This is a genomic window from Mycobacterium sp. MAC_080597_8934 (genome assembly GCF_000523975.1).
GTDB classification, from domain to species: domain Bacteria; phylum Actinomycetota; class Actinomycetes; order Mycobacteriales; family Mycobacteriaceae; genus Mycobacterium; species Mycobacterium avium.
Genome location: NZ_JAOS01000006.1, coordinates 132,986 through 147,025 on the forward strand (window position 1 = coordinate 132,986; position 14,040 = coordinate 147,025).

The 14,040-nt window shown below is 68.9% G+C and carries 11 protein-coding genes, 2 tRNA genes and 1 pseudogene; 6 read left to right on the top strand and 8 right to left on the bottom strand.

The features are described from left to right. The first annotated feature begins 7 nt into the window (after window positions 1-7). Complete coding sequence (locus tag NF20_RS05790; protein ID WP_003877418.1) at window positions 8-235, top strand: DUF3618 domain-containing protein; 228 nt, start codon at window positions 8-10, stop codon at window positions 233-235. Here the strand turns inward: NF20_RS05790 and NF20_RS05795 are convergent. The 4 genes from NF20_RS05795 to NF20_RS05810 form a co-directional block, all read right to left on the bottom strand. Then, complete coding sequence (locus NF20_RS05795) at window positions 222-1,961, bottom strand: DUF3556 domain-containing protein (protein WP_011724277.1); 1,740 nt, start codon at window positions 1,959-1,961, stop codon at window positions 222-224. The two genes, NF20_RS05790 and NF20_RS05795, sit on opposite strands and share 14 nt — an antisense overlap. A 138-nt stretch (window positions 1,962-2,099) precedes the next feature. Next, window positions 2,100-2,366 (bottom strand): hypothetical protein, encoded by a 267-nt coding sequence (locus tag NF20_RS05800; RefSeq protein ID WP_009975887.1) that lies wholly within the window; start codon window positions 2,364-2,366, stop codon window positions 2,100-2,102. A gap of 108 nt (window positions 2,367-2,474) precedes the next feature. Next, a tRNA-Lys gene (locus tag NF20_RS05805) sits at window positions 2,475-2,550 on the bottom strand. A 192-nt stretch (window positions 2,551-2,742) separates the two neighbouring features. Then, the gene (locus NF20_RS05810) at window positions 2,743-3,981 is read right to left on the bottom strand and encodes a GNAT family N-acetyltransferase (protein WP_011724278.1); all 1,239 of its coding nucleotides are present in this window, start codon (window positions 3,979-3,981) and stop codon (window positions 2,743-2,745) included. A 198-nt stretch (window positions 3,982-4,179) separates the two neighbouring features. Between NF20_RS05810 and NF20_RS05815 the strand changes: the two genes are divergently transcribed. From NF20_RS05815 to NF20_RS05825, 3 genes are all read left to right on the top strand, one after another. Further along, window positions 4,180-6,525, top strand: coding sequence for an MMPL family transporter (locus NF20_RS05815; protein WP_033711826.1), 2,346 nt, complete (start codon window positions 4,180-4,182; stop codon window positions 6,523-6,525). Between the two features lie 47 nt (window positions 6,526-6,572). After that, the gene (locus tag NF20_RS05820; protein WP_033712554.1) at window positions 6,573-7,466 is read left to right on the top strand and encodes a DMT family transporter; all 894 of its coding nucleotides are present in this window, start codon (window positions 6,573-6,575) and stop codon (window positions 7,464-7,466) included. Window positions 7,467-7,612: 146 nt separating this feature from the next. Continuing rightward, window positions 7,613-8,824 carry a L,D-transpeptidase gene (locus NF20_RS05825; RefSeq protein WP_033706218.1) on the top strand — a complete coding sequence of 404 codons (1,212 nt, stop codon included), beginning with the start codon at window positions 7,613-7,615 and terminating at the stop codon, window positions 8,822-8,824. A 7-nt stretch (window positions 8,825-8,831) separates the two neighbouring features. On the opposite strand, the gene NF20_RS05830 is transcribed toward NF20_RS05825, so the two are convergent. The 3 genes from NF20_RS05830 to orn all read right to left on the bottom strand — a co-directional run bounded on the left by NF20_RS05830 (window position 8,832) and on the right by orn (window position 10,114). Then, window positions 8,832-9,257, bottom strand: coding sequence for a hypothetical protein (locus tag NF20_RS05830; RefSeq protein ID WP_011724280.1), 426 nt, complete (start codon window positions 9,255-9,257; stop codon window positions 8,832-8,834). A gap of 85 nt (window positions 9,258-9,342) precedes the next feature. Next, a tRNA-His gene (locus tag NF20_RS05835) sits at window positions 9,343-9,418 on the bottom strand. A gap of 48 nt (window positions 9,419-9,466) precedes the next feature. After that, window positions 9,467-10,114: an oligoribonuclease gene (gene orn / locus NF20_RS05840; RefSeq protein WP_009975893.1), complete on the bottom strand. Its 648-nt coding sequence runs from the start codon at window positions 10,112-10,114 to the stop codon at window positions 9,467-9,469. Between the two features lie 125 nt (window positions 10,115-10,239). Between orn and NF20_RS05845 the strand changes: the two are divergent. After that, a pseudogene (locus tag NF20_RS05845) lies at window positions 10,240-11,804 on the top strand (helicase HerA-like domain-containing protein). A 3-nt stretch (window positions 11,805-11,807) separates the two neighbouring features. On the opposite strand, the gene cmrA reads toward NF20_RS05845, so the two are convergent. Further along, window positions 11,808-12,614: a mycolate reductase gene (gene cmrA, locus NF20_RS05850; RefSeq protein ID WP_009975896.1), complete on the bottom strand. Its 807-nt coding sequence runs from the start codon at window positions 12,612-12,614 to the stop codon at window positions 11,808-11,810. Window positions 12,615-12,683: 69 nt separating this feature from the next. Here cmrA and NF20_RS05855 point away from each other — a divergent pair, with 69 nt between their 5' ends. Next, the gene (locus NF20_RS05855) at window positions 12,684-14,024 is read left to right on the top strand and encodes an MFS transporter (protein WP_003873091.1); all 1,341 of its coding nucleotides are present in this window, start codon (window positions 12,684-12,686) and stop codon (window positions 14,022-14,024) included. The last annotated feature ends 16 nt before the right edge of the window (window positions 14,025-14,040 follow it).

Below are 14,040 nucleotides of genomic sequence, written 5' to 3' on the forward strand. Positions count from 1 at the left end.
GGACACAGTGGCGGACCGGGACCCGGAAGCGATCAAGCGAGACATCGACGTCGCCCGTGACCAGCTGGCGACCACCGTCGACTCCCTCGCCGAGCGGGCCAACCCGCGCCGCCTCGCCGACGACCTCAAGGCCCGGGTGATCGGATTCGTGCAAAAGCCGGTAGTGCTGGCGTCGCTCGCCGGGGTGGGGGCGCTGGTCGTGGTGGTGGCGGTGCGCCGGGTCAGGAATCGCTGACCCGGCCGGTCTGGACGTACACCGGAATGTCGTCGGCCCACGGCTGCGCGGTGGCCATGTCGTCGACGTTGCAGTAGCCGCGCTCGAATTCGCCCGTCGCCGCGTCGACCAACCGGTACTCCTGCGTCTGGCGGTGGATGGGCTGGGCGTCCAGGATCACCACCCGCACCTCGCCCGGCTCGAACCCGCAGCGCTGCTGCAGCGCCTCGATCAGGCATTCGTTGTGCAGGTGGCCGTCGCCGAAGTTCCAGCCCAGCACCATGGCGCACAGCACTTCGCCCTCGCACAGGTTGTAGTCGTCCTCGTCGTAGTCGGCCATCGCCCGGTGCGCCAGGGTGAGCAGCGCGCGCCCGTGGGTGTTCATGCCCCGGAACGCCAACGCCAGGTGCAGCGGGATCAGGGTCTCCTCCTTGCTGCCGTACAGCCGCTCCAGCTGCAGGTGCTGCATCGGGCCCAGCGCGCGAGCGCCGACCCGGATCTTTTCGTCGGCCGACGGCCGCACGCACCACAGCGTGGTGTCCCAGTTGCCCGCGTAGTAGCGCATGCCCGGCAGGAAGGACACCTTGCGCGGGTACAGGTTGCCGACGACGACGGTGCCGGCCATCACCACGAACAGCAGGGCGATCGGCCACGGGTCGGCGACGCTCGACAACCCCACCGGCGCATGCGCGACGAACAGCCACAGCACCCCGAAGATCATGAACACGTTCCACTCCAGCGGCACGCCCATCGGGAAGGCCAGCAGGATGTTGAGGTGGAACACGATCATCACGAACGCGGCGAGCGCCGTCGGCCAGCCCCCGGTTGAACAGAAGAGCACCAGCGGCACCAGGCCCTCGACCGCGGTGGAGAAGTGCGCGATGAACCCGGCCAGCGCGCTGGGCCGCAGGTCGTCGGGATAGCGCCGGAACATCGAGCGCTTGAGCGGCCCGGACGGGATGAACGGGTTGTTGGCCAGCATCGTCGAGATGACGAACGGGAAGTGCCGGTTGAGCTTCGACGTGGCCGCACCCAGCCAGATCACCATGAAGGCCACCTTCGCCCCGACCACCACGTCCGCCCCGCCGAACAGGAACACCAGCGCCAGGGGCGCATACACCTCGCCGCGCGCGGCCAGGAAGATGACCTTGTCGCGCAGGGCGATCACGGCCAGCACGCCCAAAATTGCGGCGGTCTGCCAGCGCGGCAGCACGCCGATTGCCGTGTCCAGAGCGGGAATCGGCCCGCTGCCGTCGGAGACCAGCGCCCCCACCAGCAGCACCAGCAGGGCGCCGTACAGCGCGGCGTCCAACGGCGTCCGGGTGCTGCACCGGGTCAACGGGATTCGATTCGGCCACGGCGGCAACCGAATTGTGCCGGGCCGCAACCAGTACAGGATGGAACCCATCGGCGGGAAATAGCGCCCGGCCAGCGGGCCGAAGCAGCAACCGAGGCCGACGACCTCGAACAGCATCGTGTATAGCACGGCCTTCTGGAACACGATCGGCTCCGACCACCAGGCGCCGACCTCGGTGAAGCCGCCGATGCCCCGGGTGGACCAGGCGAACAGCCAGCCGCCGAGGACGTACAGCGCGATCTTCACGCCGTACATCACGTGCATCACCAGCGGCGTGCCGAACCCGTTCTCGGCGATGTGGCGTGCCATTGGCACCAGCCGTTCGGCGCGGGGCCGCGCGCTCCACTCGGCCACATCGACGACGGGCAGATTGGGCCGGATGAATCCCATTGCGGCTCCTTCGACGCGGCGGATTTCACGGGCCCGGCCGGCCTTTGGGCGCCGGTCGGTGCCAGCAAGAAACTACCTATTCGCGTCGCGATAGGGCGGCAAATGGATTCCGGAATTCGCTGCGCCGGCCGCCGCCGGCTATTCCCAGCCCGGCGGGTCGTGCTCGGCCATGTAGGCCTCCCACGCCGCGCGCCGCAAGGTCCGGGTGTGCAGGTCCTGGCAGATACCCTGAGCCTCGGCGGCACTGGCGGCCCGGCCGAGATCGTGGTGCACGAAGCCGTCGTCAACGCGCTCGGCGCGAAAGCCGCCCGTCGAGACCGCGTGAACCCGGTATTCGCTGCGGTCATCGATGTTGGCGTGGAAGTGGCCCGGGTAGGGTTCGACCCACTTCAGCTCAGTTTTCACAGGACCCCTTTTGAGAAATCACCGTCGCTGCGATGGTATGCGCGGGGCGCTTCGGGAAAACCCGTGGGGTCGCGGCGGGAGCCGCCGAACAGACGAAAATTCCGCAGGTGGTGCGCCGTCAGGGTTTCGAACCCCGGACCCGCTGATTAAGAGTCAGCTGCTCTACCAACTGAGCTAACGGCGCTTGTGGTCGGCCGAGACCGCGTAGGCGACAATAACAGGCGTTCTGCCGCGGAGCGAAATCCCGAACCATCACCCAGGATAGCCGTTCGGCGGGCGGTCGCGGCTTGCTCTCACCGACGCGGCCCGGCCGGCGCCCGTCGAACCAACGAAACAGGCTGGCCGCCAAAGCTTTCCGGGCGATCGTAGAACGGTCTCACAGCACCGTGCCGCAGAACGGGGCCCGCTCGGCGCCGAAGGCGGCGTCCAGCCGGCCCAGCGCGCCCTGGCGCAGCTCGGTGATGCGCTTGGCCCGGGCCAACTGGGCGCCCCGGTGGGCGCCCATGTACACGGTGGCCAGGTCGGCCAGCCCGATCTCGAGGTCCGCGGGCCCGTCGTGCGGCGTGCACTTGCCGGCGCCGTCGCGCGTCTGCAGCTGGAACCGCCCCCCGGCCAGCCCCAGCGGGTCTGTGACGTCGAGCACGATGTCGGTGTCGGCGGCGTAGCCGCGGGCCCCCAACACCTCGGGGACGTCGTTGATCCGCACCCAGAGGAAGTCGCTGATGCCTTTCGTCTCGGCGGCGCGCTGGTCGACGAGTTTGAGCGGCAGCGGATCGTCGGGCGGCACATCGATCTCGACGCGATAGAACATCTCCAAAACCAGTAGCGTCTGCAGCAACTCGGTGTGCGCCTCGTCGGTGATGGGGCAGAAGTCCTCGACCACCACCGTGCCCAGCGGCGGCCGAAACGCGTGCTGGCGCGAGCCGACCACCCGATAGGTCAGGAAGCCGTCCGGGTGGATGGTGTAGTGCAACGCAGATCCGTTGCCGCGCTGGGTCGTTCGGTCTTCCAGGTGGTCGGCCCACCAGGCCTTGTCCCGGGTCACCGCCCCCGGCGTGACGGCCCACCATCGTTCGTAGAGCCCGGGCAGGTGACGTCGTGCCGTTGCGGCGTTGACCTCGCGCGCCCGGTCGTCGCCGGGTGCGTCCCGCAGCTTCGCGAAGCGACGGTCGATGGCGTAGGTGTGGCTGTAGCTGGACACGCCGGCGCCGAAACCGTCGTACATCGCGGTCTGGGTGGGCACGCCACAGACGAGCGGATAGCCGCGGTCCAACAGGATTCCGAGCCCCTTGGCGCTGAGCTGCGCCCACAGCCCCTTGCCCTGATGCGTTGATGCGACGGCGATCATCGTCAACCACGCGGCTCGCAGGTTGGCGCCGCCGGGCACGGTCAGCTGCGCCGGGTAGATGATGGAGGTTCCCACCAGGAACGGGTTCTTCGGATCGGAGACGTCCTCGGCGATGAGAATGTCGTCGAGGCGGACCCGGCGTTTCCACGCCTCGAGGTCTTGCGGGCCCACCGGATCGCCGAAGGTGCGGGCCTGGTTCTCGAAGACCGCCTGCCAGTCATCCTCGGTGGGATGCCGAATGGCGATGCCGTCGTCGTGCGTGTTCATTGCACATCCAATCCGCTTGTAGCCCAGGCCAACCGGCGCTGTGCAGCTCGAATCCGCCTCCCGAGTGTGCTTTTAGGTCCGATACCCGAGTGCCGGATGGTCAAACCACGGGCGGCCCGCCGGCACGGTGCGGGCGAACGCGGGCCGGTGTGAGCAATTCGGCGGGTCAAACACCCCGGTTTTGGGTAGGTGATGGCCATGCTGCGAGTAATCACCCGGCTGGCCATCGCCGCGCCGCGCCGCATCATCGGGATCGCGGTCCTGGTCATGGTGGGCGCGGCGATCTTCGGCCTGCCGGTGGTCAACAGCCTGTCCGGCGGCGGCTTCCAGGATCCGACGTCGGAGTCCGCCCGGGCCACCGAGATCCTGCGGGACCGGTTCAACCAGACCGATCAGCAAATGCTGATCGTGGTGAGCGCCCCCGACGGCGCCCGCAGCCCCCAGGCGCACCGGGTCGGCACCGACATCGCCGACAAACTGAAGAATTCGCCGTGGGTGATGAGTGTGTCGTCGGCCTGGACGTCGCCGCCGGCCGCCGCCGCCCAGCTGATCAGCAAGGACAACAAGTCCGGGATGATCGTCGCCGGCCTGAAGGGCGGCGAGAACGACGCGCAGAAGTACGCCAGCACGCTCACCCGTGAGCTGGTGCACGACCGTGACGGCGTCACCGTGCGCGCCGGCGGCATGGCCGTGGCGTATGCCCAGATCAACGCCCAGAACCAGCGGGATCTGCTGTTGATGGAGTCCATCGCGATCCCGCTGAGCTTCGCCGTGCTGGTGTGGGTGCTCGGCGGCGTGGTGGCCGCGACGCTGCCGGTCGTGCTGGGCGCCTTGGCCATCGTCGGCACCATGTCGGTGCTGCGGCTGATCAGCTTCGCCACCGACGTGTCGACCTACGCGCTGGACCTGTCCATCGCCATGGGTCTGGCCCTGGCGATCGACTACAACCTGCTGATCATCACCCGCTACCGCGAGGAGCTGGCCCGCACCGAGGACCGGGACCGGGCGCTGTACCGGACCATGGCCACCGCCGGGCGGACGGTGCTGTTCTCGGCCACCACCGTCGGGCTGTCGATGGCGGTGATGGCGGTGTTCCCGATGTACTTCCTGAAGTCGTCGGCCTACACCATCGTGGCCACCGCGATCATCGTCGCGATCGCCGCCGTGGTGATCACCCCGGCGGCGATCGTGTTGCTCGGGCCCCGACTGGACACGATGGACGCTCGCCGGGTGATGCATCGCATCCTGCACGGGCAGCGGTCGTTCCGGGATCCGGCGCACAAGCCGCTGGTGGAGCAGTTCTGGTACCGGTCGACGAAGTACGTGTTGCGCCGCGCCGTGCCGGTCGGGCTGAGCGTCGTCGCGCTGCTGCTGTTGTTGGGGGTGCCGTTCCTGGGCGTGAAGTGGGGATTTCCCGACGAGCGGGTGCTGCCCCGCTCGGCGTCGGCGCGCCAGGTCGCCGACATGCTGGACAACGACTTCCCGGGTCTGGGCACCGAGCTCTCCGTCGTCGTCCCCGACGCCCGCGGCGTCACACCCACCGAACTTCGCAAATACGCCGCCGAGCTGTCCCGGGTGCCCGACGTCTCCGCGGTCAGCGCGCCGACCGGCACCTTCTCGGCCGGACACCGGGTGGGTCCGCCCGCCGCGGCCACCGGCCTGGCCAACGGCAGCGCCTTCTTCACCGTGTCGAGCACCGCCCCGCTGTATTCACCGGCCTCGAACGCCCAGCTCGACCGGCTGCATCAGGTCGCCGGGCCGGGCGGACGCGCCGTGCTGATGACCGGGCTGGCCCAGATCAACCGCGACAGCGTCGAGGCGATCACCAAACGACTGCCGACGGTGTTCGGCCTGATCGCCGTCGTCACCTTCATGCTGCTTTTCCTGCTGACCGGCAGCGCGGTGCTGCCGGTGCAGGCGCTGGTGTGCAACGTGTTGTCGCTGACGGCGGCGTTCGGCGCGATGGTGTGGATCTTCCAGGACGGCCACCTGGGTGCGCTGGGAACCACACCCAACGGGACGCTGAACGCCAACATCCCGGTGCTGTTGTTCTGCATCGCCTTCGGCCTGGCCATGGATTACGAGGTGTTCCTCGTTTCCCGTATCCATGAGTACTGGCTGGCCTCGCAGTCCATCCGCGAGACACCGCCGACCGCCAGGGAGGCGCGCGCCGAAACCGACGAGAGCACCGCGCTGGGCATCGCGGGCATCGGGCGGGTGGTCACCACCGCCGCCGTGGTGATGTCGATTTCCTTCGCGGCGCTGATTCCCGCGCACGTGTCGTTCATGCGGATGCTGGGCCTGGGCCTGACCCTCGGCGTGCTCGTCGACGCCACCCTGGTGCGCATGGTGCTGGTCCCGGCGTTCATCCACCTGCTGGGCCGCTGGACGTGGTGGGCGCCGCGACCGATGGTCTGGCTGCGCGAACGGTCGGCGACCGGGGAGGCCGGCGAGGTGCGGGTGGGGCGGCGGCGCTGGGCCCGCGACGCGCCGCGACCTGCGATCCGCAGGTGGCCCAGCCGGGCCACGTCGGGTCGCGGTTGACACGCCAATCCGCTTGTAGGGAAATAACTTTCGGACGGAGAATCCTCGTGCCCCGAACCGAGATCATCGCCGCATTACTCGCGTTGAGCTCCGCGCTGTGCGTCGCGACCGGGGACGTGTTGCAGCAGCGGGCGGCGCATTGCATCACCGACCGCGAGTTGGGCCCGGTCGAATTGTTCGCCGGACTGCTGCGCAGCCAGCGGTGGTGGTGGGGCGCCGTGCTGTTGCTGGCGAGCATCGGGTTGCAGGCCGCCGCCCTGGGCGGCGGCTCGGTGTTGCTGGTGCAGGCGCTGCTGATGTTCTCGGTGCTCTTCGCCCTGCCCATCAATGCCCGGCTGTCGCACCGCGCCGTGACCGCGGGCGAATGGGTCTGGGCGGCCCTGCTCACCGCGGCGGTGACCGTGGTCGTCGTCGTGGGCAATCCGCAGACCGGCCACGCCGGGGCGCCGCTGCGCACCTGGGCGGTGGTGGCCCTGGTGCTGGGGCCGCTGCTGGCCGGCTGCGTGGTGGCCGGCCGGGTCCGGGGCGGCGCCGTGGCCGCGGTGCTGTTCGCCTTCGTGTCCGGGTCGCTGTGGGGCGTGTTCGCGGTGCTCACCAAGGAGGTGATGGCGCGGCTGGGGCAGGGCGTCGGGGTGGTGACCCGGACCCCGGAGCTGTATGCCTGCATCCTGGTCGCGCTGGGGGGCGTGGTGTGGAGTCAGGCGGCGTTTCGGGCCGGGCCGTTGACCGCGTCGATGCCTACCCTGCAGGTGTCGCAGCCGGTGGTGGCGTCGGTGCTGGGCGTGGTCGTGCTGGGCGAGACGCAGGACACCGGCCGGGCCGGGACGGTCGCGCTGCTGGTGGCCGTGGTGGTGATGACGGCGGCCATCATCAAGCTCGCCCGCGTCGAGGCCGTCGCGACCCGCGACCGGGCCGAGGCGCAACTGCACCAGCCCGCCTAGTTTGCTGACTCGCCGGATTGCGAGTCGATTTCGGTGCCGACACCGGACGGCCGCCGCCGGCGCGGATGCGCATGGGACGACGCCCGAAACCCATTAGAATGCCGGCAGCTACCTGTGGTCAGCGGTGACCAACTGTGCGACGTGAGATGGAAGGTCACTGGATGACGCCTTTGCGTGGACGCCGATCGTGGCTGGCAGCCGCGATGGCTTTGGTTGCTGTGGGGGCAGTCGCCTGCGGCGGCGGCCACACGGCAGCGCCGCCCAAGGTCATCTTCGACAAGGGCACCCCGTTCGCCGACCTGCTGGTGCCTAAGCTCACCGCCTCGGTGAGCGACGGCGCCGTCGGCGTGACGGTGGATGCGCCGGTGACCGTCAGCGTCGCCGACGGCGTGCTGGCCTCGGTCACCATGGTCAACGAGAACGGCAGGTCGATCAGCGGGCAACTGAGCCCCGACGGCCTGCGCTGGTCGACCACCGAGCAGCTCGGCTACAACCGGCGTTACACGCTGACCGCGAAGGCGACCGGCCTGGGCGGCGCGGCCAGCAAGCAGATGACCTTCGAGACCAGTTCCCCCGCGCACCTGACCATGCCCTACGTCAGCCCGGCCGACGGCGAGGTGGTCGGCGTCGGCGAACCGGTGGCGATCCGCTTCGACGAGAACATCGCCAACCGGGCCGCGGCCCAAAAGGCCATCACCATCACCACCAATCCTCCGGTGGAGGGCGCCTTCTACTGGCTCAACAATCGCGAAGTGCGTTGGCGCCCAGAGCATTTCTGGAAGTCCGGGACCGTCATCGACGTGGCCGTCAACACCTACGGGGTGGACCTGGGCGACGGCATGTTCGGCGAGGACAACGTCAAGACGCACTTCACCATTGGCGACGAGGTGATCTCGACCGCCGACGACACCACCAAGACGGTGACGGTGCGGGTCAACGGTGAAGTGGTCAAGACCATGCCGACCTCGATGGGCAAGGACAGCACCCCGACGGCCAACGGCATCTACATCGTCGGGGCGCGGTTCAAGCACATCATCATGGACTCCTCCACCTACGGCGTTCCGGTCAACTCGCCCAACGGATATCGCACCGAAGTCGACTGGGCCACGCAGATGTCCTACAGCGGCGTCTTCGTGCACTCGGCGCCGTGGTCGGTCGGTGCCCAGGGGCACACCAACACCAGCCATGGCTGTCTCAACGTGAGCCCCAGCAACGCCGAATGGTTCTACGACCACAGCAAGAGCGGCGACATCGTCGAGGTCGTGCACACCGTGGGGCCGACACTGCCCGGCACCGAGGGGCTGGGCGACTGGAACATCCCGTGGTCGCAGTGGAAGGCGGGCAACGCCAACACCTGACGCCGGGTCAGTCGATCTTGCGCCAGATCCCGCAGCTTCTGGTCATAAAGGCGACGTCGGTCGGCAGGATCCGGACGACCTGGGCGCCGTCGCCGACGTTGTTGTCGATGATGTCGTTGGTGTCGAAGCTGCGCAGCCGCGCCCAATAGCACCCGCTTTTGCCGTCGGTGCGGTAGGTGCCGGCCGCGATCTCCTTGTTGACGATGAACGTCCCGTTGGTCTCGATCGAGGTCTTCGGTCCCGGCGGGGGCGGCGGGGTGACGGTCACGGTGACGGTTTTGGTCTGCGCCGGCGGTGTCGAGATGACCGTCGTTGCCGTGGGGGTCGACCCGCCGCAGCCCGCCAGGAATAACGCCGCCCCGGCGACGGCGGCCGTCTTGCCCGGCGAGCGACGCCACGGGGCTGCGGGCCAGGCGGGACGTTGTCTGTTCACTACTTTTCCGGTTACCGGTGCACGAGCGTCGTGCGGGCTCCGCACGACCTGAACGCGCAGTGGACGGCCACGCATGGCCGACCTGTGGGGTGGCTGACGGGACTCGAACCCGCGACACCCAGGATCACAACCTGGTGCTCTACCAGCTGAACTACAGCCACCATGGCCGCCATCCGATCCCGGTGCGGGTGAACGCGGCGACGTCGATACTAACCGGTGGGCGGTGCGCTGGCCGAATCGCTAGGTCCCGGTGCGTCTTTTCCCTCGTCGAGGGCGGCGGCCACCGCCTCGATTTCGCTGGTAGACGGTCCCGGCGGGGCGACGAACGCGGTGCGCCGGTAGAACTGCAGCTCCCGGATGGATTCGTGGATGTCGGCCAGGGCCCGGTGGGTCAGCCCCTTGACCGGCTGGCCGAAGTAGATCCGCGGGTACCAGCGCCGGCAGAGCTCCTTGATGGAGCTCACATCGATCATGCGGTAGTGCAGGTAGGAGTCCAGGGCGGGCATGTCGCGCACGATGAACGCGCGGTCGGTGGCAATCGAATTCCCGGCCAGCGGCGCCGTCTTGGGGGCCTTGACGTGAGTGCGGATGTAGTCCAGCACCATCTCCTCGGCGGTGGCCAGGTCGACCGTGGACGCCTTCACCTCATCGATCAGCCCGGAGCGCGAATGCATTTCGGTGACCACCTCGCCCATCGCCGCTAGCGCGGCGTCGTCGGCGTGGATCACCACGTCGACGCCGTCGCCGAGCACGTTCAGCTCGGCGTCGGTGACCAGGGCCGCGATCTCGATCAGCTTGTCCGAACCGAGATCGAGTCCGGTCATTTCGCAGTCGATCCACACCAATTCGTCGCGCACAGCGCTCACCCTAATGCGGGGCGGCGACCTCCGTGCCGGCCCTCGCCCCCGGATCGGCCCGCGACGTAGGGTGAGCGTTGGCGAAGTGCATGCCGAATCACCCGGGGGAAGAGGGGCGCAGCACGATGAGCACCGATTCAGCGGCAACACCGGCGACGCGGATCGCGGACGGCTACGCCGTCGCGGGCCAGGCATTGGAATTGGGCACGGTCGTCATCGACGGTGCGGCCGACCCGTCGGCGCAGATCCGCATCCCGCTGGCGACGGTGAACCGGCACGGCCTGGTGGCCGGTGCGACGGGCACCGGCAAGACCAAGACGCTGCAGCTGATCGCCGAGCAGCTCAGCGCCGCGGGCGTGCCGGTGCTGATGGCCGACGTCAAGGGCGACCTGTCCGGGCTGTCGCGGCCGGGGCAGGGCGACGACCGAACCGCCGCGCGCGCCAAGGACACCGGTGACGACTGGCAGGCCACGGCGTTTCCGGTGGAGTTCCTGTCGTTGGGCACCAACGGAATCGGCGTGCCGATCCGCGCGACGGTCGAGAGCTTCGGGCCGGTGCTGCTGTCGAAAGTGTTGGGGCTCAACGCCACTCAAGAATCGACGCTTGGGCTGATCTTCCACTGGGCCAAGGAGCGGAACTGGCCGCTGGTCACCACCGACAATCTACGCGGTGCCATCAGCCACCTCACCAGCGACGAGGGCAAGGAAGATCTGAAGTCCCTGGGCGGCGTGTCGGCGACGACGGCGGGCGTGATCCTGCGGGCGCTGGTGAACCTCGATGCCGAGGGCGGGGACACCTTCTTCGGCGAACCCAAGCTCGACCCCAACGACTTGCTGCGCACCAACGATCAAGGCCAAGGCGTCATTTCGCTGCTGGAGTTCACCGGCCAGTCGGTGCGCCCGGTCATCTTCTCCACCTTCCTGATGTGGTTGCTCGCCGACCTGTACACCCAACTGCCCGAGGTCGGCGACATCGACAAACCCAAGCTGGTCTTCTTCTTCGACGAGGCGCACCTGCTGTTCGCCGACGCGTCCAAGGCCTTCCTGGAACAGGTCGAACAGACGGTGAAGCTGATCCGCTCCAAGGCGTCGGGGTGTTCTTCTGCACCCAGTTACCCACCGACATTCCCAACGACGTGCTGTCTCAGTTGGGTGCGCGAATTCAGCACGCGCTGCGGGCTTTCACGCCCGACGACCAGAAGGCGCTGTCCAAGACCGTGCGCACCTACCCGAAAACCGATGTCTACGACCTGGAGTCGGCGTTGACGTCGCTGGGAATCGGCGAGGCCGTCGTGACCGTGCTCTCCGAGAAGGGCGCACCCACGCCGGTGGCCTGGACCCGGATGCGGGTGCCCCGCTCGCTGATGGCGTCGATCGGGACAGAGGAGATCACGAAGGCAGCCAAACGCAGTGAGCTGCAAGCGAAGTACGGCCAAACGGTGCAACAACCGGCCCAGCCCCCGCCGGGCCCGCAAGCACCGACCGGATCGCGGTCGCCGCAAGCCCAGTCCGACTACCCGCCCGTCCCGCCGAATGGCCCGGTTCCGCCGATGCCGGAACCCGCGGAGCCCAAAGGCCCGGGCCTGCTGGAAAGGCTCTGGCACGACCGCGACGTACAGAGCGCGGTGAACACCGGGATCCGGGAGATCATTCGGCTCAAGTTCGGCGGCGGAGGCCGTCGCCGCAAGTAACGCCTACCCGCCGCCCAGCTTTTTGTAGAAGCTGCCCACAATGGGCGCCACGATGGCGCGCGGGGCATACCCGCTGGCCACCGACATGGCCTTGGACGTCAGCCCGGGCACGACGCGCATCTTGTTGCGGCCCAACGCATCCAGCGACACCCGGGCGGTGTGCTCGGTGGAGATCCACAAGAAGTCGGGCACCAGCCGCTCGACGATCGAGGCCTCGGCGTCGTCGGGCAGGTCGGTGCGCACCGGGCCGGGCGCCAACAGCGTCACATGCACCCCGGAGCCGCGGAGTTCCCCGCGCAGCGACTCGCTGAACGTGTTGACGAAGGCCTTGGTGGCCGCGTAGGTGGCGTTGTAGGGGATCGGCGAGTTGCCGGCCGCCGAACCGGAAATCAGGATGCCGCCGGCGCGGCGCTCCACCATGCCGGGCAGCACCGCCAGCGTAAGGTCATGCACCCCAAGGACATTCAGCTGCACCTGGGCCTTCTCGCCGGCCGGGTCGAGGGTGGCGACGGGACCGAAGGTTGCGGTGCCGGCGTTGGCGCACAACACCGAGATGGGCCGCGCGGCCAGCTCGTCGCACAGGGTGGCGCGCTCGCCCGCGTCGGCCAGATCGGCCGGGCGCACCTCGACGGTGACCCGGTACTTCTCGGTCAGCCGGGCGGCCAGGTCCTTGAGCAGGTCCTCCCGTCGCGCGGTGACGATCAGATGGTGCCCGCGGGCGGCGAGTTCGGTGGCGAGCGCTTCACCGATGTTCTGCGACGCTCCGGTGACAACCGCGCGCGCCTCGGGGCTGGGAGCGGGGATCGGCATGCGCCAATCGTAGACAGCGCGCGAACGGCGATCGGCAGGCGATCGCCGGCGCCGATAGAGTTGCCGGGCATGAGCCAGCCGGAGTCGCGTGCCGCCGCCCCCGTGCGATCGCGGGTGGTGGCGTGGGCGCTCTGGGATTGCGGCTCGACCGGGCTGAACGCGATCGTGGCCACCTTCGTCTTCGCCGTCTATTTGACCAGCAGTGTTGGCGTGGGCATCGGCGGCAGCACCACGCCGGCGAGTTGGCTGGGCCGGGCGGCGGCCATCGCCGGGTTGACGGTCGCGCTGCTGGCGCCCGCCGTCGGCGTGTGGGTGGAGTCGCCGCATCGGCGGCGGGTGGCGCTGAGCGTGTTGACCGCGTTAGCGGTGACGTTGACCGGCTCGATGTTCTTCATCCGCGATCGGCCCGGCTATCTGTGGGCGGGCCTGGTGCTGCTGGGGGCGACGGCGGCCTGCGGCGATCTGGCCAGCGTCCCGTACAACGCCATGCTGCGCCAGCTCTCGACGCCGCGCACCGCCGGTCGGATCTCCGGGTTCGGCTGGGCGGCGGGCTATGTCGGCAGCGTCCTGCTGTTGCTGGTGATCTACACCGGCTTCATCGCCGGATCGGGTTCAGGCCCGGATGCCACGCGCGGGCTGCTGCGAGTTCCGTTGCGCGACGGGCTTTATGTCCGAGAGGCGATGCTGGTGGCCGCGGCCTGGTTGGCGCTGTTCGCGCTGCCGTTGCTGTTCGTCGCGCACCGCCTCACCGAGTCCGCCGAGGGGTATCGGCCGACGAGCATGCTGGGCGGATATCGCAAGCTGTGGACCGAGGTCCGCGAGGAATGGCGGCGCGATCGCAACCTGGTGTACTTCCTGTTCGCCAGCGCGCTGTTCCGGGACGGACTGGCGGCGATCTTCGCCTTCGGCGCGGTGCTCGGCGTCAACGTCTACGGCATCTCCCAGGCCGACGTGCTGGTGTTCGGGGTGGCGGCCAGCGTGGTGGCCGCCGTGGGTGCGGTGCTGGGCGGTTTCGTCGACCACCGGGTCGGATCCAAGCCCGTCATCGTCGCGTCCCTGCTGGCCATCGTCGTGCTGGGGCTGACCCTGATGGCGTTGTCCGGGCCGGTGGCGTTCTGGGCCTGTGGCCTGCTGCTGTGCATGTTCATCGGGCCGTCGCAATCGTCGTCGCGCGCCCTGCTGCTGCAGATGGCCAAGCACGGCAGGGAAGGCGTCGCGTTCGGCCTCTACACCATGACCGGGCGGGCGGTGTCGTTCGTGGCGCCGTGGCTGTTCTCGGTGTTCGTCGACGCGTTCGGGGCGGTGCGCGCCGGCCTCGGCGGGATCTCGCTAGTGCTGACCGCCGGGCTGCTGGCCATGCTGGCGGTGCGGGTCCCGCGCCGCGCCCCCGTCGCCGTCGAAGCGGCATGACGCCGCCATGGCGACC